Below are 21161 nucleotides of genomic sequence, written 5' to 3'. Positions count from 1 at the left end.
GCCGCAGCGGTGGCGGCGCCGTGCTGGCGGGCGCCTCGCAGCAGGTCCCGCTCGGCGGCGCGCCGCGCGCGGCGCTGCGCCATCGTCTCGCGCTGCGGGATCATCAGCGACGACGTGGTGACCTTCCGGTGGGTGCTCATCGAAGCCCCCGCCCCAGCGGCAGCGCCCCGCAGGTGAACGCCTCTGCCTGTTCCCCATACAGCACCCGCAGCTCACAGTGCGCCTTGGCCGCGGCGGTGGTGATCTGCTGGACCGAGGCCCGCAACTCGTCCAGCGTCCACGCCGACACCACGACCAGCCCGGCGTAGTCCATGTCCCCGGCCCCGGAGGCGAGCTCGACCTCCCGGCGGCGGGTGTCGTTCCACTCGCGCCGGTCCGATTCGGTCTCCAGGATGTCGCGGCGGGCCCGCTGCCGGGCGTTGGACTCGTGGTCGACCAGTTCGGCCCGCACCGCGCGCAGCGCCTTCCCGGTCGGGACCGGCCGGAAGATCGTCGACACCGCCCTCCGCACACCGGAGGTGAGCAGCAGCGGCCACAGGAAGTTCACCGCGACCTGGATGCGCGGCCACTCGGCCACCCACAGCACGCAGTGATAGGCAGAGTCGGCCTTGAGGTGGTCCCACTCTTCCTCGATCGCGAGCGGGCCGGCGTGCTCGGTGGCACGGCCGACGTCATGCTTGGCCAGCCCGGCCAGGGCGGCCGGGTCGTAGGCGCCGCGCAGCACGACGGCCAGGTCAGCGCTGGACAGGCACCCGTCCGGGCGGACGTCCATGCCCGACAGCCGCGAGGTGAGCATGCCGATCTGCTGAGCGAGCACCTCCGCGGCGCCGGTCACGCCGCCCCCGGCGTCGCGGATGGCGCGTCCGGCCTTGCGCATGTCCAGCACCAGCGTCAGGGTCGTCTCGTGCCGCTCCGACGCCGGTGTCGCGGCCGCGAGCAGCTGCTTGTAGGAGGCGACCTCCCACGAGTCGTCGTCGCGGCCGTGCTTGCGCCAGTACGCCTCGGCGGCCACCCCGGACTCGGGCAGGGTGCGCTCGACGACCTGGATGCGGGCGATGCCGGTGTCGGCCGTGCAGAACTCGGCCAGGATCGACCCCCACGCGTCGGCACGGCGGTCCTGCTCGGCCGGCTCGGCCAACGTCCAAGCTCCGGGCACGACCCGCAATGTGGCGGCCAAAGTGCGGGCGTGCGGGTCGTGCACCATCACCGCGCCGGTCGCCTCATGCACGACCCGCCGCAGCGCGGCCGCAGCCCCGGGCAGTGCCAGCGTCCCGTCCGGTCGCGGCTTCGAGGTCTGCTTGCGGAACGAGGTCTGCCGGGCCAGGCGGCGCCGGTGAAACGACACCACCAGCGGCAGCCAGTCGCCCAGCTTTCGACCCTTGATGCTGACGAAGGCCAGCACCAGCGGCGGTGCCCACGCCGGCGACGTGAGCAGCGCCAGCTGGAACTGCCCGACGTACAGGCTGGGGATGAATACCAGCAGGGCCAGCCCGACGTAGATCAGCTGCGGCAGATACAGGCCCAGCAGGATCCCGCGCTGAGGGCGGCGCCCGAACTGCACCCGCCGGTCAGCGGTTTCGACAGTCACTGATCGTCACCTCCTCGAACTCGTAGATGTAGTGAGTGCTGACGACGGGTCAGATGCCCGTGCCGGCGTTGGCGAAGAACGCGATGATCGCGTTGGCGCCGCCGATGACCACGGCCGCCGCCGCAGACCACATGACGCCGGACTTCGCGGTGTCGGCGAAGCCGCCGCGGCCGGTGACCTTGGAGAAGCCCAGCGCGACGGCCGAGACGACCAGTGCCGCGACGCACAGGACCAGGGCCCAGAACACAACCGCGCCGACACCGGTCTGCAGCACGCTCAGACCGGGCAAGCCGGTGGTGTTGGGGCTGATCCCCGGGTTGGTGTTGGCCTGGATGGTGCTCGCCAGGACGGTGAGAGTGGACATGTCGCTCTTCCCTTCGTGACCCAGTGCCGGCGGGTGTCGGCACCTCTCGCACATAGGGGTGGCCCCTGCCGCGCACACTTCGCAGCGGGCCACCGGATCGTGGTGCCAGAACGCCTCCCGCCGACGGGCGCGAACAAGCCGGTGACCAGGGACTTCTCGGCACCGGCCGCCGACTCGGAGATGGGCGCGGCGAGCGGGGCTATGTCTCTAGGCCACGGTGAGCACGACGGCGATGAACAGATCGCGCCAGGGCCGGGCCGTCAAGGTCCTCAGCGAGTTCGGAACCCGCTACTCCATTCCGGTGCGCGGGGTGGTCGCCCGCGATCACCAGCGGCGTGTTTCCGCCTCCTTCGAGGGTTTCGACCCGATTCGATGACGAGCAGATCGATAGGCCCCTCGAGACTGGATGCTCATTGGCTGGTGAGATGCGGCTCATCCTTTGTCTGCATGTGCTGCGCTTGGTGGTTGAGAGCGCTTTCGGCCGTTGTGGCTATCGCCTGGGCCATGTCTGCGGCCGCACCCGGCACTAGAGCTAAGGACGTGAGTGGCGCTCGAGTCGACGTGATCTCGACCAGGAAGGTAGCGTCCGGGCGATCGTCTTGGATGAGGTTGACGCCGATCATGTTGGCTCGCCGGCCCCCGGCGTTGATGGACGCCACGTACTGGCGGTGGGTTTGGTGGATGCCTGCTTCCTGGCACCACCGAAGGACGCAGTGGTCGCCGTCGGTGTTCATCGCTCCCACCGCGCCTTCAGGACGGCGTCGGCGACGGGGGTGAGCGTGCCGTCTGGCTGCAGAAGTGTGGGGGCGTCGAGGAAGTCGGCGAGCTTGTCCAGCTCCTTGACGACGTCGTCGTCGTACCAGCCGTGGAGGTAGGTGTCGTTCACGTGCTGGATGACATCCGGAGTCCACTCGGCACGGCGACCGGCACGGGCCATGGCGGTGATCTGCTCAGCGGCGCGGAAGGCGTCAGAGACGGTCATGGAGAAGTCGAACACCTGCTCCTGACCGTCGTTCTTCAGGTGTACGCGGATGACGGGCATCTCTCCGGGCTCAGCGTGCACTGTCATGTGGCCGGTGGTGTCTTCGACAAACCACGACCAAGTGATCACGCCGGGTGCGCGGGTCGGTAGGTTTCGCATGGGTCTTCCTCCTGCTGGTTCAGGTGGGGGATCAAGTCCTCGTGCCGGTGTTGGCGCACCGGCACGAGGGCGCCGGCTCGACAGGTGCCGACGTCGGATTCGCGGGCCTCCTCGGAGTGGGGTCAGTAGATTGGTGGCGCCCAGCCCGCATACGGGAGGTTCCAGGCGCCGGCGGTGAGTTCGGTCGTGGGGACGATGTAGACGCCGCCACGACGCCCGGTTTGGGCGTCCAGGACGTCGTTGCTGACCACGAGGCCGTCGCCGAGGTACACCGCGACGTGTCCCCAAGGCTGGTTGGTGTAGAACAGCAGCGCGCCCGGTGGTGGGGGTGATCCGTCGGTGACTGCCGTGCCGGCGGCGAGGTGGCTGCGCCACTGCTCGAGGGCGGAAATGAACCCGGAGTGGGCGTGCCCATGGACCCGAGCAGCCAGCCGCGCGCACATGCGGTAGTAGCCCAGCGCACCGTAGAAGGGGTCAGGCAGGCCCGCGGCGCTGGCGTCGGCGAAGGCCTGGGCTCGCGCCATCAGTGCGGCGGGATCGGCGACCAGCGGCGGCGGGTCCTCGCCGTCCCATTCCGAATCGCAGCTGCCGCCGCCAAGCTGCTGGTCGGGGGTGAGGCCACCGCGGATTTCGGCCAGCCAGGCCCAGGCGTCGTCCTCCCATTTCGCGTACGCGTCGGGGTAGGCGCTGACTTGTACGGCTTGTGCCGCTTCGGTGAGCGGCATGTCTTGCCAGCCTGGGATGTCGAGCAGGCCGGGTTGCCCGCCGGCGCCGCCGGTGTAGAAGTACCGTGACGACGTCGGCGGATGGGTGCGCTCCTCGAAGGTGCCCCACGGAGCGCGCTGCTGGAACAGGCCGACGGAGTCGCGGTCACCGTGGTCGAGATTGCGCAGCATGGACTCCTGCGCGGCAGTCGCCAGCGCGACCGCGAGACCGAAATCGGGCACCCCGAGCTGTTCGCCCACGGCGACGATCGTGTGCGCGTTGCTGGACTGATCCTCGTCGAGGTCGGTGATCGGTGCGCCTTCACTGGGCGCGCACCATTGACTGTCCCCGCCGCCCCCCTCACCGGCACCGGCCACGCCGAGGGCACCTGCAGCGGTAATCACCACCACCATCGGGAAGACAATGAGCTTCTTCACGGCCCTATCCCTCAGCTCGGCCGGGTCAAGTCCGGCCCGGTGCGCTCGGCTGCCGCAGGTCCAGGGCCGGGCTCGGGCGCCGGTCGCTGCACGTACGGCGTGGAGGACGGGGCCCCGGAGTTGGGCGGTGCGGAAGTCGGCCGCGTAGTGACGGTCGACGCGGCAGGCCGAGCTGCGGACGTTGCAGCGACCCCACCAGGGGCTGCGGCCACGTTTCCCCCTGCCGAACGGCCAGCGCCACGCCCAGCGGGCACCGGCGCGGCCGTGGAGGATCCGCCATCAGCCCTGGTGCCGCTCCTCGGCGTGTGCCGGTCTGTGCCGGTCGGCGGCGTCTCCGGTGGTCGGGTGTCCTCTGCCCCGTTGGCTGCGGCGGCGCCGGTTCCGGGCGCGGGCTGACCGGCCTGCGACGCCGGCGTGGACCGGGTGCCACCGCCAGTCGGCGAGCCAACATTGCCGCCGACACCCGCAGCCGAGCGGGTGTGCATGATCTGCGCCGGGTTGGCTCGTCCGGCCACCTGCGCACCGCGGGCGGCTGCGGCTGTGCCGGCACCGTGCAAGTGTCCTGCCTCGATCTCGTCGCCGATGAAGCTCATGAACTTGAAGCAGGCCACAGGGACGAGCGCGGCAAGCATCAGCATCAGGGTGGAGGTGAGCAGCACACCCACCACACCTGCGCCGTCATTGCTGAAGCTGAGGCTCTCCAGCCCGGACACCCCCAGCCCGAACACGATCATGACGGCAAGCTTGGTGAAGATCAGCGCGATCACCAGGCTGATCCACTTGCGGAACCAGCCATGGGTCTTGTCCCAGGCCAGGCCCATGATGGCCAACGGACCGAGGACGACGGCGATATCCAGGAGCATGGTGCGCACCAGCAGCGCGGCGAACACGGCCAGCGCCCCGAACACGAGGAAGACGCCGAAGACGATGAACCCGAACGCTCCTGCCACGACCGAGCCGCCACCGAGAACGGCGTAGTCGGCGCCATCCTGCCCGGGCATCGCGCCCGCGCTGTCCAAGACGGTGGACAAGATCTCGGTGAAGCGGTCCCCCACCGAGTCCAGGTCACCGAAGGTGATCGCGGTCAAATCATGGGAGATGCCATCGACGGCGGTGGTGAACAGGTGGATGATCGGGACGGACGCGGCCGTGCAGAGCACCGCGACGCCGGCCAGCACGACTGACTTCACGATCCCGGCTCCACTGCGGTTACGTAGAAGGAGGGTCACGATCTGGATGACCAGGAAACCCACCGTGATCGGCAGGGCGATACCGAACACACGCCCGGCCCACTCGTACACGAACGAGGCGTCCGTGTGCGGTGTCGTGGTGGTGGTGATGAGGTTCCAGATCCACGACATCAGCGACATCGCGAATCCGAACACGGCACCGGCGGCCGAGGTGATCATGTCCTCGAACCAGCCCCCTGGTCCTTCGAGGATGGTGCAGCCGCCGCCGATGATCGGGACTTCGCAGACGTCGAACGCGGGCGTCATCGCAGGACCTCCTGGGGGATGCTGACCAGCGAGCAGGTGCCGTCGGATGGGCAGAAGGTGAAGACCGTGAGCAACCGGGGCGTGGACGAGCTGGCGCGGTCGCCGTTCTCGTCGGTGAACCGGGTGGTCTGCGTGCCGGCGACGGTGCGCACGGCGTAGCCCTCTGGGATCCGGTCGCGAACGTCGTCGACGACCTCGGGCTCCCATACGTGCTCGACCTCGAAGGTGTTCACCTGGCCGTAGTCGCGCTGGCGCAGCCACTGGTAGTCATCGGGAAGCGCCGCCGCGATCACCGGTTCGATCCGCTCGCGGGACTCGCCGACCGCCTCGTCGGAGACCTCGCCGAGCAGCAGAGTCAGGTAGTCGTCGCGCGCGTGGTCCCGTGGGTTCGTTCCGAGCACGATCTCGGCGACTCTGGCGGCGTACTCGTCGGGCGAATCGGTGGCGGCGACCCCTTCGAGCGGTGAGGTGGGCTGCGCCGTCGGCTCGCCCGGTGTCCTCGAGGGTGTCGGCGCTGCGGTGCCGGTGGCCGACGTATCCGTCGCGGCCGGTGGGTTGTCGCCGCTCGGGTCGTCAGGTGGCGTACCGCCGCTGAGGAGGCCCAGCACGAGGACTACCAGCAACAGCAGGGTCACTGTGCCTGTCCCCCACCGGGCGGTGGCGGGCAACGCCGACCACTTCTGCCGAATGACCTGCATGGTGCTGCCTCACTTCCGACGAGATGTTCCTGTCAGAAGTAGGGGTGGCCCCTGCCGCGCACATTTGAGGCCTCACGCACGAGAGCCGCCCTCCCAGTTCGCCGATTGGCGGGTCGGGAGGGCGGCTCGTGTCGTCGCCGACGGTGAGCTACTCCGGTGCAGCGGACGCGGGGTGCCAGTCCGGGAGCTCGTCAGGATCGCGCGGATACAGCTCGTGGTCGCGCTGAATCGACTCCCACTCGCGCGGGCCCCAGAAGCCGGCGAAAGGTGGCGCCTCGTAGTCGTACCAGTGCTTGATGTGCAGCCGCGGTCGTTCGATCGTGATGATGGCCCGGTACCAGGCGCCGGTGCTGGGGTCGTACATCGACCGGCGTAGCTCCAGGCACGCCTCCTCGAGGCCGGGCAGGTAGAGGTACCGCTCGTACGGCGCGTCGTCCTCCTGAAAGGTCGCGACCACACACGTCCGGACGGTGTCAGCGGCCGCGGTGATCTGCAGCGTGATCCGGGACCACCAGTGATCGTCGACGGGCATCCGGTCCACCACCGCGTAGCCCAGCCTCAGCAACGGGTCGTCGGTTTCCGGACGCGGCCCATCGAATTGCAGCACCGGCGGCGGGTCGATGTTCTCCGGGTGCCACTCGGGCAGGTGTTCCCGGTCCCGCGGGAACATCTGCTGGTCGTCACGCAGGTGCGTGTTCAGCACCGAGGGATACTCGACATTGATCGGTGGGTTGTCGTAGTCGTACTCCGCCTGCAGTTCGCCGTCGCTGTGATCGATGACGAAGGTTGCGTTGTACCAGGCGCCCCGTCCCGGCCTCGCGGTATTGCGCCGGACCTCGACCAGCCGCTCGGCCAGCCCGCGGTGGTACTCGACGACGCGGGGTGAGTCCACCGTTCCATCGGGTCGCAGCACCGTCGCTTTCATTTCGACATTCCGGCCGGCGGCCGAGGCGACCATGGTGACCTTGCTCCACGGCGAACGAATGTGCAGTTGATTGCTCGAGTCGCTCTTGGTCGCCAGCCTGAGCATGAACTGCTTGATCCAGTTGTACGGACTGTGGTCGAGCGGCTCCTCGGGCTGACTGGACAGATCCGGCTGCGGCATCGGCTGTCGTTGCTCGCCTCGCGCCGGGTGCCATGCCGGCAACCGCTCGTCGTCGCGAGGAAACTGCTTGTGATCATCCAGGAGCAGCTCGTCCACCGGCCACACCCCGCCGGTGCTGTCCCAGGTGCTGTCGAACGGCGGGTTATCGTAATCCAGCTCCGCACGCGGGTTCTGGGTCTCGCTGTCCAGGGTGAAGGTGGCGTTGTACCAGGTGCCCTTGCCGTATCGAGCCATGTCCTGCCGCACCTTACGGACGGTGTCAGCGTCGCCGGACTCGACCCGAATCGGCGTCCACTGGCGGCTCCAGGTGCCGTCGGCGTGCTCGACGGTGAGCCTCATCGCCAACGCATCGCCGGCGCCGGTCACCGCCAACACCAGCCGTGTCCAGTCCAGATCCTCGGCAGGTTTGGTCATGACGTCCGCGATCCGACTGAGCTGATGGGTCGTCGGCTGGTCCGGGTCCGGTGGCGGCTCCGGCAGCCGCCACCCCCGCCAGCGACGCTGGTTGCTCGCCAGGTGCCACGCCGGCAGATGATCCGCATCCCGAGGGAACATCTCGTGATCGGCGTTCAGGTCATACTCGTCGACCACCCCGTCGAACGGCGGGTTGTCGTAGTCGAACTCGCTGGTGAGCTCGCCCTCGGCGGTCAGCGTGAACACCGCGCTGTACCAGGTGCCAGTGCCCGGTCGATGCATCGCCGCTCGCAGGTCGTGGATGGCCCGCCGAAGACGAACATCACGTTCCCGATCATCCAGCTCGATCCGAATGCTGCTGGCGCCTTCCGCAAGCATGAATCGCTGTACGAACGCGACGCGATCCGCTGCCGCGGACACCTCAAGCACAGTCCGTGTCCAGCCCTCCGGCGCCTCTAACCGCATCGCAGCCTGCAGCTCGTCAATCGCCGCGCTGTCCTGCCTCTTCGTCTGCGCGTCCACGCCGATCCTCTCGCCGAATCCACCGATCGTCCTGCCATGCATCGAGGTGCCTGCTGCCAATGTTGCCCTGGAGGGGTGAGGCAATGACGCACTACTGGAGCAACTCAGAACGCCAACTCCAACTGCCGTGGTCCTCCGTCCCGAAAGCGGTTGCCGACCCAAGGTTCGACGAGCGCGCGCACCTTCCGCACCGACTGTGGGTGGACCTCGGCGATCTTGACCGGCCGACCCTCCTGAGCGGCCTGGCGAAGCGCGAGCCAGGCAGATCCAGCGGCGCCATGCCGGCGAGACCCGATCAGCAGATCAATCAGCGCCCGTACCTGGGTCCTGCTCATCTGCGCCGTGAGGCGGACATCCCGGTAGGCCGTGTGGTGAATCCAGCTCCGGCGCACAGTCTGCTCGAGGATGTCCAGTGCACACTCGATTGCTTCCGCAGCGGCCTCAGCCGGGGCTCCTGCCGCAACCAGTTCAGCGTGGAGTGCGCGTAGGCCCGCGTCCCAGGCGCTGCCCACGGTGCCGGATCGCAATGAAACTGACGAATCCACCATTGATTGGACCTTGGGGTGATCATCGAGCTGGCCGCCGAGCCTCGGCAACGTCTTGGTCTGGTGCTGTTCTATCTCGGTTCGAGCCTTTCGCGGCGCCGTCACCAACTCAGCCGCGCGCGCTTCGCCTTGCGCGGCGCGACGCATCGCCGTAGCCAGCCATGACCAGGGCCGCTCCGCATCGAGCACAGAGTTCGTCCGTGTCGACAACAGCTCCCAAGCGAACGAGACCATGTCATCGACCAGCTCAGACATGTGCAAGTCCACCGAACGCTGCACCTTGCGACCGATTCTCATAGCTCGAAAACGAACCTCGGTAAGGATTGCGCGACCTTCCGGGCCGTCCCAGCCACCCCGGTGAGGTAGCGCACGCAAGGCAGACTTGAGACCTGCGTCTGTGCGAACGTCTCGACGCTCGGGCTGACGTCCGGCAAACATCCGATCATGGCACGAAACCTGACCGGGCAACTGCTCTGACTCGTCATGAACCCGGAACTGGGCAGGCTGACGCCTAGGATTGGACATGCTGAACCTCTCCAGAGGTTTGGAAAGGCGCGGGGGCTAACGGTTGGTAGCCAGAGCTGCCCCCGCGCCGCCTGGATTGCTCGAAGGGACGGATGAGCGCTAGGCCGCCCTGCGCGTCACCTGGAAGTCACCAGCGTCGACGACACAGTGGCCCGTGACCGCAGCGTCGATCATTGCGTCGATCGCCTTCGCCGGGACGGAGTACCGACGCGAAGTGATCTTGATGGCTGGGAAGGCGTCGTTGGCTATGGCTCGATACACGGTCATCGTCGAGACGCGCAGCAGGCGAGCAGCCTCCGCAACGGTGTAGAAGTGGCGAGCCTCGTCCGCGCGCGACGCGTTCTGGTCCGTCGACATAGGAGCCTCCTCGGCAGCTGACCTGTCCAGCTGTCTGAAATGTTTGTACATTTAGACTGCATGGACTTGGTGCCAGAGTCAAGAGGTGTTGGTAGATTTGTCCAAACAATCGAACCGGAGGGGCACCAGTGCCTGTCTACCAGCGTCTTTACGACGACCTGCGCCACGCAATCACCAGCGGTGCCATGCCTCCGGGCACGAAACTGCGTTCTGAGGCAGAACTCGCGAAGCAGTACGAGCTTGCTCGTGGGAGCGTTCGGCAGGCAATCGCACAGCTGTCCAACGAGGGCCTCGTGAAGGCGACTGCCGGGCGAGGCACCTTCGTTGCCGAACACGTCGTGCTCACCTACTACGGCACGAGACTTCCGGCGCTAACTGGGAACTCCGGCGATGGCTACATGACCAACGTGGAGCTAGAGGGCCGCAAGGGACGGCAGTCGCTTGAGGTACGAATGGTTCCAGCTGATGCGGACCGCGCGCGGCGACTGTGGGTGCACGAAGGCGACACGCTCGTCGAGCGTCGACTGCTCCGGTACGTGGATGACAAGCCATGGAGCCTACAGGTGGGGTACTACCCGATGCGGGTGGCCGAAGGAACGCCAATCATGGCCGCCGAGAACGTACCTGAGGGAACAACGAAGTGGATGGCGGACCATGGCCTCGAACAGGTCGGCCGCATCGACGAGATCACCGCGCGGCCGCCGAGCGTAGGCGAAGCAGCCACGTTGCAAATGTCCAAGGGCGTGCCGCTCATCGTGCTGCTACGGACTGCCTACACAGTCGACCAGCCTGTACGGGTCACAGAAACGCTCTTTCCGGCTGATCGCAACCGCCTGCTCTACGAACTGGGCGAGCTCCACGTGGACCCGAACCAGGGCATGCCGTGATCTTCACTCTCAGGCGGGGTACGCCTGACGACGCGGAACAGATTCTGAACTGGCGGGAGGAAGCTCGGCGCCGGATTGAAGCCCGGCACGGAATCAGGCAGTGGCATCGGCCAATGCCACTGGCGGAGATCCTTGGTTCCATACAGCGGAGCGAGCTGTACGTCGTTCACATCGGACGACAGAATGGCCCGCGTGTTGCAACCCTCACGGTGGATGACCGCGCCAGCGACCTGCGATGGACCGAAGACGAACGCCGAGATGCGGCGCGCTATGTACACAAGCTCTACGTGGTCCCGCGCGTGGCACCTGGGCTCGGCTCTGCCCTCCTCGACTGGGCGGGACGCCATGCGGCAGGCGCAGGTGCGGAGTGGTTACGACTCGACGTCTGGACGGAGAACCGTCGACTGCGCCAATACTACGAGGACCAGGGCTTTTCCCTGGTTCGGGTCGTTGGCGGCTTGGACAGCGGAGCGCTCTACCAGCGGCCTTCCACCACCTGTGTGGAACGAGATCCGAGCCTTATCATCGTGGACAGCACGACCGAGTACGTGCCGCCACCTTCCGAACCGTGAGGTATGCATGATCGATCAGCCGCGCGGACGCGACTTCAACGTTCAGCTGCCTGCTGCGTTGAGGACCCATATCGAGATGGCGGCTGACCAGTTCGGCGTGCCTTTTGATCATGCAGTGGTGATGCTCGTGGCGATGGGGCTCGCGTGCAGAGCAAACCATGACCAGGGCATTGATGAACAGATTGCCGCTTCCGAGCTCCTGGCGAGCTTCAGTGGCGGCGGCGAGGAGGAGCGCCTGAAGCGGATCTCTCCTCCAACCCGCCACTAGTACAGAGACACGTCTATCGACCGATGCCCTCGCCCACCCAGGGGCGGGGGCATCGGCAGCTGTTCCCCCCGGAACGGTCGGCTTGGGCGACGAAGGTGCGTCCGCCGTCGGTCTTGGACCGCACACACGGTTAGCGAAGACTCGGAGGTGTTGCCATGAGCCGACCCACCCGCCGCCTGGTGATCGTCGTCCGCGCCGATCCGGTGATCTGCGGCCATTCGGGCGAGGCTCGCAACCTCGCCGAGGTCGCGCTCACGCGGGGGTTCGACGACGTCCGCATCGTCACCTGGCCGCTGACGGCGCTGCAGGCGGCCGGCCTGCCGCTCAAGCCGCTGGACTCGATCCTCCCGTACAGCCCGGGCATCACGGTCGAGCGGCCGGAGCCGATCGGCGACTACCGCGTCCCGGACGGACGGTACACGCTCGGCCTGACCAGCCGGCTGTTCGAGCTGTTCAGCGACGGCGTCCCGACGGTGTGCATCTCGATGTACCTGACGCCGCACACGAACGCCGTCCTCGAGGCGTTGCACGGCGCCCGGGCCAGCGGCGCCGGGTTCGACGTCCGGACGGTCGCCAAGGCGGTGGGCTCGGACATCACGAACATCGTCCGCACCGGCATCGCCGAGGGCAGGGCCGGCGCTGCGGCGTTCCTGCTGACGACGTTCCTGGCCAACGACGCGTGCGTCGCGGTGTCGGAGTACACGCGCGACCTCATCGTCGAGTCGGCGCTGCAGGTCGACGCGGTCTGTGGCACCCGGTTCGCCGAGGAGTGCGCCGCACGCGTCACCGTCAGCTACCCGCCCATCGACACCTCCGCCTACGTCGGCCTCGACCCGGCCGCCGTCGACGCCGCGCTGGCCCGCCGCGGCCTGCGCCGCGACGGCTACGTGCTGTTCCTCTCGCGGGTCACGCTGGCCAAGGGCGTCGACGATCTCATCGCGGCGTACCAGGCGTCGGCCGCCCGCGACCACGTCGGCCTGGTCATCGCCGGCACCGGACCCGAGCTGCCGCAGCTGCGCGCGCAGGCCGCCGGCGACGACCGCATCGTCTTCCTCACCGACGTCGGCGACGAGGAGAAGCCGCTGCTCATGGCCGGCAGCGCCGCGTTCGCGCTGCCCAGCAAGCCGCGACCGGAGTTCGTCGAGACGTTCGGCATCGCGCTGGTCGAGGCCATGCTGTCCGGCGGCGGCCCGGTCATCACGACGACCACCGGCGGCATCCCGGAGTCCGTCGGCGACACCGCCATCGAGATCGGCGCCGGCGACCCGGCCGGGCTCGCGGCGGCGCTCGACCGCGCCGTGCTCGAGATGACCCCGCAGGACCGGCGGGCGGCGGCGCTGCGAGCGCGGGAGTACGCCATGCGGTTCGACCGCGCCCGGGTCTTCGACCAGCTCATCGACGGCCTCGCCGGAGCAATGGACGGTGCGGCGTAGGTCAGTCCCGGCTGTTGGAGCGGTTGCGCGAGTCGCTGGACTTGTTCGGACCGCGGGGGGACGATGAGCTCTGCAGGGACCAACGCCGTCTCCTGGGAACCAACGCATTAGGGCTCGATGGCGACATAGGTCGTGACGACTTCTACTGTCCCGGACAGTCTCACGACAAGCTCATACTCATCGACGTCGTCGTAAGATGCGCCCGCCCGCTTGATAGCTCCAAGGAGTAGTCGATGGAGCGATTTCGTGTTGGTGGGATCGGCCGTCGCGGTCAGTGTTGCGACGATCGTGCCGAGGCGGCGCACCTCAAGGTCTAGTGCTCTCGGCGAAGACGCAGTCGGCGGGACGTCCCTCTGACGTCCAACGGTCTTCCCGGCCGAGCCATCGCCATGCGGAGCAGGCAGCACGATGGTCGGCCGACCTGTCGCCACCCGGACCAACCCCCAAGACTCAAGGAGCTTGATCGCACGCTGCGCCGTCGATGTCGATACGGCGAAGTCCTTCGACAACTGCTTGACGGACGGGATCGGAAGACCGATTCCGATCTCGCCCGCATAAATCCGCTCGCTGAGCGACACTGCGATCAGCTCGTACGGATTGGTGCCCTCGACTACCGGTCGCTCAGGCAATTTCACCCTTGGTCGCGGCGGCATTCGCGCTGCTATCTCGCCTGCTGCCCTCTGGTCCGCCTCGGAGACCCAGGCTGCATAGGAGCGCAAGGTCGTCATGCCTCCGCTGCCATGCCCGAGGCGACCGGCCACCGTCCTGATGTTCACGCCGGCGGCGATGAGCTCCGTGGCGTTGTAGTGGCGGAGCTTGTGGAGCGTCGTGTCGATGCCTAGCTTGGCTACGAGCCGACCGAAACGCTGAGTCACGGAATCAGGTGCGCGCTCAGTCGCACCGTCCGGCGAGAGTGAGAAGATGTACAGGTCGGGGTTGAGTTCCATGCCCAGATCCGCAAGCCGCATCCTCCACCGCTCGACGTGTTCCTTGAGCAATTCAACAGTCTCAACGTCGAGCACGACTCGACGATCGGCCTGGGCTTTCGTTGACTTCTCCCACCTCTTGCGACCGCGTTGGCCTATGCTGCGGCCGATGTGCAGCACCCTGTTGTCTAGGTCCAGGTGCTTCAGCTTGATGGCGCAGAGCTCACCGCGCCGGTGGCCGGTCACCATAGTCAGCCAGATGAGCATTCCCCAGTCGAGGTCGCTCTCCCATGCAGCGTTGACGATGCGGGCGGCGTCCTCCGCCGAGGGCGGGTCAGGGTTCCCTCTCGGGGCTGGCGGCGGCTCGGACGTGGCCGCCGGGTTGACGCCGATCCATTTCCATCGGACACCGCGCCGAAAGGCCCCACTCAAGATCCAGTGAATCTGCCGGATGGTGGAGTCCGCCAGGGGACGACACACATGCCTGCGACAACGGTGATCGCAGTCGTGCTGTGCCGCGGTTCGGTGATCGGTGCCGCCCTTGCCGTCGCAGTGTTCACGACACCGCGCCAACTCGGCGTAGAGCGAGTCAAGTATCTCTTCGTCGATCTTGCCTGCCGGTTCGTCGCCGATGAACGGCAGCACGTGCTTGTCTACGTAGCCCTGGTATGTCTCCCGAGTGTTGAGCTCCAGCTTCGCCTCATTGAGGTGCCGCTCAATGAGGTGCCTGAGCTTCGCGTTGGTGCGGGGATGGCGCCGCTCGTCCACGGCCGCGACCAGGCGCGTTCGAACCTTCCTTGCCTCCGACTCGGCCGTTGGGCCGGCTGGAACCGTCTCGCGTAGGTAGTGCTCCTTGCCGCTGACCGGGTCCGTTCCCGCGTAGACGCGCACGCGGAATGCGCCGCTCGGCAACGGCTCGATGCTGCCCCGCTCTCGGCGAGGTGGCGTTGCCTTGCGTCCGCTCATGCCTGGTGGGTGGCTGCCGCCGCGCACGCTGCGGCACCGGAGTGCGTTCGTGCCACGAACCATGCCACGCACCTTCGATACGTGGCCGCGCGCATGGTGATTTGCCTGATCAGATGGGTGGGCCCCCAGGGGATCGAACCCTGAACCCGCGGATTAAAAGTCCGCTGCTCTGCCAGTTGAGCTAGAGGCCCCCGCGGACAGGCTACCCAGTCCCGACGCGGACCGCCGACCGCCCGTCGCTCCGAACGGGCACACCTGCGCCAATGCTCTTGACGCCCAGGTCACAGGGAGTTCATATCGACGCTACGGATCGGTCACCTCGGGACAGGCAGAATGCAGAACATACTGGACAGCGTTGATCCCTTCATCGGCACCATGGCCACGGACCTGCCGCCCGCCCAGGGGCTGGCCGCGACGTGGTGGTGGCCGAAGGCGCAGGTCGGCAACACCCACCCCGGCGCGAGCTACCCGCTGGGCATGGTGTCGGCGTGCGCCTACTCCGGCGCGTACCCGACCGGCTACGGGGTCTACCGCATCAGCACCGAGGGTCAGCCGACGCAGCTGTACGAGCGGAACCAGGCGTCCGGCTTCACGCACTTCCAGCAGTCGGGCACCGGCGCGATCCGCAAGTACTACAACTACTTCCGCGTCACCCCGATGATCGAGCCGCTCGACGCGCTCGGCACGCTCTGGCAGCTGCACGACGAGGTCGCGGAGCCGGGGTACTACGCGGCCACGCTCGACACCGGCGTCAGGTGCGAGCTGACGGTCGGGGCGAAGACGGCGGTCCACCGGTACACGTTCCCCGAGAGCCGCAGCGCCCGCGTCGTCGTCGACTTCTCGTACGGCGGGCTGGCCATCGAGCACGGCCGCACCGTGCCGCTGCGCGCCCACATGCAGAGCCTGGGCCGCGGGCAGGCCGAGGGCACGCTGGTCATGGAGGGCGTGCCACTGTCGGTCTTCATCGAGGCCGACACGCCCGACTGGCGGCAGCTGCTCTGGTACGACCGCCGGCTGGTCGACGGCGGGACGCGGCTGGACTTCGACTACATCAGGCGGACGACGCTGCGGCCGTTCGGGCTGATCCTCATGGGGCCGGCGGCCGCCGGGCAGACGATCGAGCTGAAGATGGGCTTCTCGCTGCGCGGGACGGAGCAGGCGCGGGCCAACCTGGAGGACGAGCTGGGGCTCGGCCGGACGAGGTTCGACAAGTGCCGGTCGCGCACCCGCAAGAAGTGGTCGTCGTACTTCGACCAGGTGAAGGTCGACGGCGGCACGGACGCGCGGCGGACGGTGTTCGCCACCAGCCTCTACCACTCGCTGATCAAGCCGTGCTTCGCCGACGACGAGAGCCCGTTCTGGCCGACGTCGGGGCCGTTCGTGTTCGACATCTGCACGATGTGGGACATCTACAAGACGCAGATCCCGCTGATCACGGCCCTGGCGCCGAAGCGCGGCAGCGCGCTGCTGGAGTCGTTGATCCGCGTCTGCGAAGAGGAGGGCAACTTCCCCATCGGCTACCGCATGGCCAAGGGCGCGGACCGGTTCTTCCGCCAGGGCAGCGCGCTGGCGCACACGGCGCTCGCCGACGGGTACCTGCTCGGCCTCGACGGCATCGACTGGGACTGGGCCCTGGTGCACATGCAGGACGACCTGCGGCGGGTGTATGGCGAGGACTTCCTCGAGAAGGACATCGCGCACCCCATCACGCACACGCTCGACCTCGCCTACGGCTACCACTGCACCGCCGTCATCGCCCGCGGCCTCGGCGACCGCCGGCTCGCCGACGAGCTGGAGCAGCGGGCTCGGCACTGGGTCAACGCGTTCGAGCCGGAGACCGGGCTGCTGAAGAAGTCGACGTACTACGAGGGCGGACGGTGGAACTACTCGTTCCGCCTGCTGCACGACATGGCCGCGCGGATCGCCCTGGCCGGCGGCGACGACCGGTTCGTCGCCATGCTCGACGCGTTCTTCGGGTTCGGGCAGCCGCCGGTCCGGCAGCTCGGCACGCCGCCGTTCGCCGACGAGTACCGTGCCGGCGCCGCGCTGCACCGGTTCGAGGGCCTCAACAACGAGCCCGACATGGAGGCGCCCTGGGCCTACCACTACGCGGGCCGGCCGGACCGGACCGCCGAGATCGTGCAGGCGGCGCTGACGTACCAGTTCGCGCCGACCCCCGGCGGACTGCCCGGCAACGACGACTCCGGCGCGCTGAGCTCGTGGTACGTCTGGGCGTCGCTGGGGCTGTTCCCCGTCGCCGGCCAGAACCTGTTCCTGGTGAACGCTCCGGCGTTCGCCACGGCCAGCCTCGAGATCGGCGGCAACGAGTTCCTCATCGAGACCATCGGCCACCGCGAGACCCCGATGAGCTGCGAGGCGGGAACCCCGCCGGCACCGCAGTTCGTCCAATCGGCAACCTTCAACGGCAAGCCGCTCGACGGCGGATTCATCACGGGGAACGAGCTGCACGGCGGAGGCCGGCTGCAGCTCGAACTGGGCCCGGAACCCTCGGCCTGGGCGACGAAGCTGCGCCCGCCGTCGGTCTCGGATCGTACGGAGCGTTAGAAGACTCGGAGGTGTTGCCATGAGCCGACCCACCCGCCGCCTGGTGATCGTCGTGCGCGCCGATCCGGTGATCTGCGGCCATTCGGGCGAGGCTCGCAACCTCGCCGAGGTCGCGCTCACCCGGGGGTTCGACGACGTCCGCATCGTGACCTGGCCGGTCCCCGCCCTGCAGGCGGCGGGACTCCCGCTCAAACCGCTGGACTCGATCCTCCCGTACAGCGAGGGCATCACCGTCGAACGTCCCGATCCGGTCGGCGACTACCGCGTCCCCGACGGCCGGTACGTCCTCGGCCTGACCAGCCGGCTCTACGAACTGTTCACCGACGGCGTCCCGACGGTGTGCATCTCGATGTACCTGACACCGCACACCAACGCCGTCCTCGAGGCGCTGCACGGCGCCCGGGCCAGCGGCGCCGGGTTCGACGTCACGACGGTCGCCAAGGCGGTGGGCTCGGACATCACGAACATCGTCCGCACCAGCATCGCCGAGGGCAGGGCCGGCGCCGCCGCCTTCCTGCTGACGACGTTCCTGGCCAACGACGCGTGCGTCGCGGTGTCGGAGTACACGCGCGACCTCATCGTCGAGTCGGCCCGGCAGGTCGACGCCGTCTGCGGCACCCGCTTCGCCGACGAGTGCGCCGCCCGCGTCAGCGTCAGCTACCCGCCCATCGACACCGGCGCGTACGTCGACCTCGACCCCGCCGCCGTCGACGAGTCGCTGGCCCGCCGCGGCCTGCACCGCGACGGGTACGTGCTGTTCCTGTCCCGGGTCACCCTGGCGAAGGGGGTCGACGACCTCATCGCGGCCTACCAGGCCTCGGCCGCCCGCGACCACGTCGGCCTGGTCGTCGCGGGCACCGGCCCGGAGCTGGCGCAGATGCGCGCACTGGCCGCCGGCGACGACCGCATCGTCTTCCTCACCGACGTCGGCGACGAGGAGAAGCCGCTGCTGATGTCCGGCAGCGCCGCGTTCGTGCTGCCCAGCAAGCCGCGGCCGGAGTTCGTCGAGACGTTCGGCATCGCGCTGGTCGAGGCCATGCTGGCCGGCGGCGGGCCGGTCATCACGACGACGACCGGCGGCATCCCCGAGTCGGTCGGCGACACCGCCATCGAGGTCGCGGCCGGCGACCCGGCGGGGATCGCCGCGGCGATCGACCGTGCCGTGCTCGAGCTGAGCCCGCAGGACCGGCGGGCGGCGGCGTCGCGGGCGCGGGAGTACGCGATGCGGTTCGACCGCGTCCAGGTCTTCGACCGGCTCATCGACGGCCTCGCCGTCCCGCTCGGCTGACTAGACGAACGCGCTGACAGAACGCTGACGGTCCCTGGCGGAAAATCGTGCGGACTCTGTCAGTGGGCGGGGGTTCAATGGTCTCCACGCCGGACGGGCACACCCATCCGGTCCGGCGTGGTGACCTCGAAGGAGAACCCTGCTGATGACCACGCTTGACGTCTCCGCCCTCCGCACCCGCTTCGCCGGCCAGGTCGTCGCTCCGGGCGACGACGGCTACGACGCTGCCCGCGCCCTCTTCTACGGCGGCCACGACCCCAGACCGGCCGTCGTCATCCGCCCGTGCGATCCCAACGAGGTGGCCGACGTCATCGCGCTCGCCCGCGAGACCGGCCTCGACCTCTCCGTCCGCTGCGGCGGGCACAGCCCCGTCGGCCACAGCGTCGTCGACGGCGGCATCGTCCTCGACCTCACCCACCTGCGCGCCATCGCCGTCGACGTCGAGGAGCGGACGGTGTGGGCGCAGGCGGGCCTGACGGCGGGCGACGTCACCCGGGCGGTCGCCGAGCACGGGCTGGCGATCGGCTTCGGCGACACCGGCACCGTCGGCATCGGCGGCATCACCACCGGTGGCGGCGTCGGCTTCCTGTCGCGTAAGTACGGCATGACCATCGACAACGTGCTGGCCGCCGAGGTCGTCACCGCCGACGGCCAGATCCTGCAGGTCGACGCCGGCCACCACCCCGACCTCTTCTGGGCCATCCGCGGCGGCGGCGGCAACTTCGGCGTCGTCACCCGGTTCCAGTACCAGCTGCACGAGGTGCCCGAGGTCGTCGGCGGCATGATCATGCTCCCGGCCACACCCGAGATCGTCCACGGCTTCCTCCGCGAGGCCGCCGCGGCGCCCGAGGAGCTGTCGGTCATCGTCAACGTCATGCCGGCGCCACCGATGCCGTTCATCCCCGCCGACGTGCAGGGATCGCTGGTCGTGCTGGGCCTGGTCTGTTACGCGGGCCCGGCCGAGGAGGGCGCGAAGGTGCTGGCGCCCATCCGCGCGCTGGCCGAGCCGCTCGCCGACTTCGTCCGGCCCATCACCTACCCCGAGATGTTCCTGGAAGAGGAGGGTGAGGGCGAGTACCACCCGACCGCCACCGCCCGCACGCTGTTCGCCGACGAGCTCGACCTCCCACGCATCGCGCAGGTGCTCGAGCGCCTGCAGAACGCGCCGGCGCCCATGCGGGTCGCGCAGTTCCGGCCCCTCGGCGGCGCCATCTCGCGGGTCCCCGCCGACGCCACGGCTTACGCGCACCGCGCACGGCCGTTCATGGTGAACGTGGCGTCGTTCCTCGACGGCCCCGACACCAGGGCCGAACGGGAACAGTGGGTTCTCGACACCGCCGCGGTCGTCGAGAACGGCGCACCGGGCGCGTACGTGAACTTCCTCGCCGAGGACGGGCCGCAGCGGGCGCGTGAGGCGTACCCGGGCGCGACCTGGGAGCGGCTCACGCGGGTGAAGCGGCAGTACGACCCCGGCAACCTGTTCCGCCGCAACGTCAACATCCCGCCCGCGGGCTGACGGCCGCGGAGGACGGCGCCCAGCCCCCCCCCCAGCCGACGCCGGAGATGATCACGTTCACGACGAAATCTCGTGTCGCACTACGCCTGCAATCGTGTCGACGGTCGGGAAGACGTGGTGATGGTCCCGGCCGGCGGCGAGAGAACGACCGCCGCCGGCCACCTCCGTGATCATCGGCGTTCGCTGGGGTTCTGGCACCAGCGAACGCCGATGATCACGACAGCAGCCCGGCGGCGGCCACCGGACGGTGACCCACAGCGGAGTCGGTCGCCCAAGGGTGCCCACCTCAAGGGGCCGGCGAAGAGCGTACAGTCAGCGGGCCCGTACGCCTGGGCCACTTTTTCCTCGGCCGCACGCCCTTCACCGTCGAGCGCCTCCACTGCGGTCCCCGGCCGTCCAGATCGCGGCCGTCGCCGGGGCGACGGAGGCGTGCCTGATCCGCTGGAAGTTCCGCCCGCCCCGCCCGAACGCGGCGACCACCGCTGCGGGGACACGCGCCGAGTCCACCGGCACCGCGAGCCAGCGGCACGGCCGGACGTGCACCAGGTCGGCCGCGCGGGCCGGGGGGCTCGCGTCGTACCGGTACGGCCCGTCGAGGCGTCCGAGCAGGTAGGCGCCGTCGACGTCACGGGTCCAGACGAAGGCGCCGTCGGGCACGGCGGCGAACCGCTCCAGCCGCCGGGCCGCGCGCTCGCCGGCGGTCTGCTCCAGCGCCGCGGCCGCCTCCGCGACCGTCACCGCAGATGACAACGCCGCCCCGTCGGCCGGCCCGCCAGCATCACCGGCCGGCCCAGCCGCCCCACCAGCCGGCCCAACCGGCCCAGCCGCCCCACCAGCCGGCCC

General features: G+C 68.7%; 19 protein-coding genes and 1 tRNA gene. 7 read left to right on the top strand and 13 right to left on the bottom strand.

The window, feature by feature from the left end; genetic code table 11:
- Nucleotides 1-136 precede the first annotated feature (136 nt).
- The 10 genes from DY240_RS08790 to DY240_RS08745 all read right to left on the bottom strand — a co-directional run bounded on the left by DY240_RS08790 (nucleotide 137) and on the right by DY240_RS08745 (nucleotide 9897).
- Nucleotides 137-1588, bottom strand: a complete 1452-nt coding sequence (locus DY240_RS08790) for an SCO6880 family protein (protein ID WP_147375247.1) — start codon at nucleotides 1586-1588, stop codon at nucleotides 137-139.
- A 49-nt stretch (nucleotides 1589-1637) separates the two neighbouring features.
- Nucleotides 1638-1952: a DUF6112 family protein gene (locus tag DY240_RS08785; protein WP_119659559.1), complete on the bottom strand. Its 315-nt coding sequence runs from the start codon at nucleotides 1950-1952 to the stop codon at nucleotides 1638-1640.
- Nucleotides 1953-2362: 410 nt separating this feature from the next.
- Nucleotides 2363-2686: a hypothetical protein gene (locus DY240_RS08780; RefSeq protein ID WP_119659558.1), complete on the bottom strand. Its 324-nt coding sequence runs from the start codon at nucleotides 2684-2686 to the stop codon at nucleotides 2363-2365.
- Nucleotides 2683-3021, bottom strand: a complete 339-nt coding sequence (locus DY240_RS08775) for a hypothetical protein (RefSeq protein ID WP_147375246.1) — start codon at nucleotides 3019-3021, stop codon at nucleotides 2683-2685. The genes DY240_RS08780 and DY240_RS08775 overlap by 4 nt, the downstream gene beginning before the upstream one ends.
- A gap of 194 nt (nucleotides 3022-3215) precedes the next feature.
- Nucleotides 3216-4235 carry a C40 family peptidase gene (locus DY240_RS08770; protein ID WP_119659556.1) on the bottom strand — a complete coding sequence of 340 codons (1020 nt, stop codon included), beginning with the start codon at nucleotides 4233-4235 and terminating at the stop codon, nucleotides 3216-3218.
- A gap of 11 nt (nucleotides 4236-4246) precedes the next feature.
- Nucleotides 4247-5731, bottom strand: a complete 1485-nt coding sequence (locus DY240_RS08765; protein ID WP_119659555.1) for a type IV secretion system protein — start codon at nucleotides 5729-5731, stop codon at nucleotides 4247-4249.
- The gene (locus tag DY240_RS08760) at nucleotides 5728-6366 is read right to left on the bottom strand and encodes a hypothetical protein (RefSeq protein ID WP_119659554.1); all 639 of its coding nucleotides are present in this window, start codon (nucleotides 6364-6366) and stop codon (nucleotides 5728-5730) included. Before DY240_RS08760 ends, DY240_RS08765 begins: the two co-directional genes overlap by 4 nt.
- A 211-nt stretch (nucleotides 6367-6577) precedes the next feature.
- Complete coding sequence (locus DY240_RS08755; protein ID WP_147375245.1) at nucleotides 6578-8470, bottom strand: hypothetical protein; 1893 nt, start codon at nucleotides 8468-8470, stop codon at nucleotides 6578-6580.
- A gap of 104 nt (nucleotides 8471-8574) precedes the next feature.
- Nucleotides 8575-9270: a hypothetical protein gene (locus DY240_RS08750; protein ID WP_147375244.1), complete on the bottom strand. Its 696-nt coding sequence runs from the start codon at nucleotides 9268-9270 to the stop codon at nucleotides 8575-8577.
- 369 nt (nucleotides 9271-9639) lie between these two features.
- Nucleotides 9640-9897 carry a helix-turn-helix domain-containing protein gene (locus DY240_RS08745; protein WP_119659551.1) on the bottom strand — a complete coding sequence of 86 codons (258 nt, stop codon included), beginning with the start codon at nucleotides 9895-9897 and terminating at the stop codon, nucleotides 9640-9642.
- A gap of 128 nt (nucleotides 9898-10025) precedes the next feature.
- On the opposite strand from DY240_RS08745, the gene DY240_RS08740 reads away from it, so the two are divergent.
- The 4 genes from DY240_RS08740 to DY240_RS08730 all read left to right on the top strand — a co-directional run bounded on the left by DY240_RS08740 (nucleotide 10026) and on the right by DY240_RS08730 (nucleotide 13057).
- Nucleotides 10026-10784 (top strand): GntR family transcriptional regulator, encoded by a 759-nt coding sequence (locus DY240_RS08740; protein WP_119659550.1) that lies wholly within the window; start codon nucleotides 10026-10028, stop codon nucleotides 10782-10784.
- A 113-nt stretch (nucleotides 10785-10897) separates the two neighbouring features.
- Complete coding sequence (locus DY240_RS31340; RefSeq protein WP_147375243.1) at nucleotides 10898-11356, top strand: N-acetyltransferase; 459 nt, start codon at nucleotides 10898-10900, stop codon at nucleotides 11354-11356.
- Nucleotides 11357-11363: 7 nt separating this feature from the next.
- Nucleotides 11364-11624, top strand: a complete 261-nt coding sequence (locus tag DY240_RS08735) for a hypothetical protein (RefSeq protein ID WP_119659549.1) — start codon at nucleotides 11364-11366, stop codon at nucleotides 11622-11624.
- Nucleotides 11625-11779: 155 nt separating this feature from the next.
- A complete protein-coding gene (locus DY240_RS08730; RefSeq protein WP_119659548.1) occupies nucleotides 11780-13057 on the top strand; it encodes a glycosyltransferase in 1278 nt (425 codons plus the stop codon).
- Between the two features lie 107 nt (nucleotides 13058-13164).
- Here DY240_RS08730 and DY240_RS08725 read toward each other — a convergent pair whose 3' ends face one another.
- Together DY240_RS08725 and DY240_RS08720 are read right to left on the bottom strand one after the other, a co-directional pair.
- A complete protein-coding gene (locus DY240_RS08725) occupies nucleotides 13165-14949 on the bottom strand; it encodes a tyrosine-type recombinase/integrase (RefSeq protein ID WP_233552662.1) in 1785 nt (594 codons plus the stop codon).
- A 118-nt stretch (nucleotides 14950-15067) separates the two neighbouring features.
- Nucleotides 15068-15140 (bottom strand) — tRNA-Lys (locus DY240_RS08720).
- Nucleotides 15141-15282: 142 nt separating this feature from the next.
- On the opposite strand from DY240_RS08720, the gene DY240_RS08715 reads away from it, so the two are divergent.
- The 3 genes from DY240_RS08715 to DY240_RS08705 all read left to right on the top strand — a co-directional run bounded on the left by DY240_RS08715 (nucleotide 15283) and on the right by DY240_RS08705 (nucleotide 20318).
- Entirely contained in the window at nucleotides 15283-17514 is a 2232-nt protein-coding gene (locus DY240_RS08715; protein ID WP_119659546.1) for a GH92 family glycosyl hydrolase, read from the top strand.
- A gap of 19 nt (nucleotides 17515-17533) precedes the next feature.
- Entirely contained in the window at nucleotides 17534-18802 is a 1269-nt protein-coding gene (locus DY240_RS08710) for a glycosyltransferase (RefSeq protein ID WP_119659545.1), read from the top strand.
- Nucleotides 18803-18944: 142 nt separating this feature from the next.
- The gene (locus DY240_RS08705) at nucleotides 18945-20318 is read left to right on the top strand and encodes an FAD-binding oxidoreductase (protein ID WP_407659292.1); all 1374 of its coding nucleotides are present in this window, start codon (nucleotides 18945-18947) and stop codon (nucleotides 20316-20318) included.
- Between the two features lie 360 nt (nucleotides 20319-20678).
- Here the strand turns inward: DY240_RS08705 and DY240_RS08700 are convergent, their stop codons facing one another.
- Entirely contained in the window at nucleotides 20679-21056 is a 378-nt protein-coding gene (locus DY240_RS08700) for a hypothetical protein (RefSeq protein WP_199701116.1), read from the bottom strand.
- Nucleotides 21057-21161 lie beyond the last annotated feature (105 nt).

The sequence above is a fragment of the Jiangella rhizosphaerae genome (assembly GCF_003579925.1).
Taxonomy (GTDB): Bacteria; Actinomycetota; Actinomycetes; order Jiangellales; family Jiangellaceae; genus Jiangella; species Jiangella rhizosphaerae.
This window is presented reverse-complemented; position numbering and strand designations above follow the sequence as displayed.

Bases quoted from the DNA above. Each gene is read 5' to 3' on its own strand.
- DY240_RS08785 (WP_119659559.1), bottom strand. From the start codon at position 1,952: ATGTCCACTCTCACCGTCCTGGCGAGCACCATCCAGGCCAACACCAAC.
- DY240_RS08710 (WP_119659545.1), top strand. From the start codon at position 17,534: ATGAGCCGACCCACCCGCCGCCTGGTGATCGTCGTGCGCGCCGATCCG.
- DY240_RS08775 (WP_147375246.1), bottom strand. From the start codon at position 3,021: ATGACAGTGCACGCTGAGCCCGGAGAGATGCCCGTCATCCGCGTACAC.
- DY240_RS08735 (WP_119659549.1), top strand. From the start codon at position 11,364: ATGATCGATCAGCCGCGCGGACGCGACTTCAACGTTCAGCTGCCTGCT.
- DY240_RS31340 (WP_147375243.1), top strand. From the start codon at position 10,898: ATGCCACTGGCGGAGATCCTTGGTTCCATACAGCGGAGCGAGCTGTAC.
- DY240_RS08765 (WP_119659555.1), bottom strand. From the start codon at position 5,731: ATGACGCCCGCGTTCGACGTCTGCGAAGTCCCGATCATCGGCGGCGGC.
- DY240_RS08750 (WP_147375244.1), bottom strand. From the start codon at position 9,270: ATGTCTGAGCTGGTCGATGACATGGTCTCGTTCGCTTGGGAGCTGTTG.
- DY240_RS08725 (WP_233552662.1), bottom strand. From the start codon at position 14,949: ATGAGCGGACGCAAGGCAACGCCACCTCGCCGAGAGCGGGGCAGCATC.
- DY240_RS08745 (WP_119659551.1), bottom strand. From the start codon at position 9,897: ATGTCGACGGACCAGAACGCGTCGCGCGCGGACGAGGCTCGCCACTTC.
- DY240_RS08780 (WP_119659558.1), bottom strand. From the start codon at position 2,686: ATGAACACCGACGGCGACCACTGCGTCCTTCGGTGGTGCCAGGAAGCA.
- DY240_RS08730 (WP_119659548.1), top strand. From the start codon at position 11,780: ATGAGCCGACCCACCCGCCGCCTGGTGATCGTCGTCCGCGCCGATCCG.
- DY240_RS08715 (WP_119659546.1), top strand. From the start codon at position 15,283: ATGCAGAACATACTGGACAGCGTTGATCCCTTCATCGGCACCATGGCC.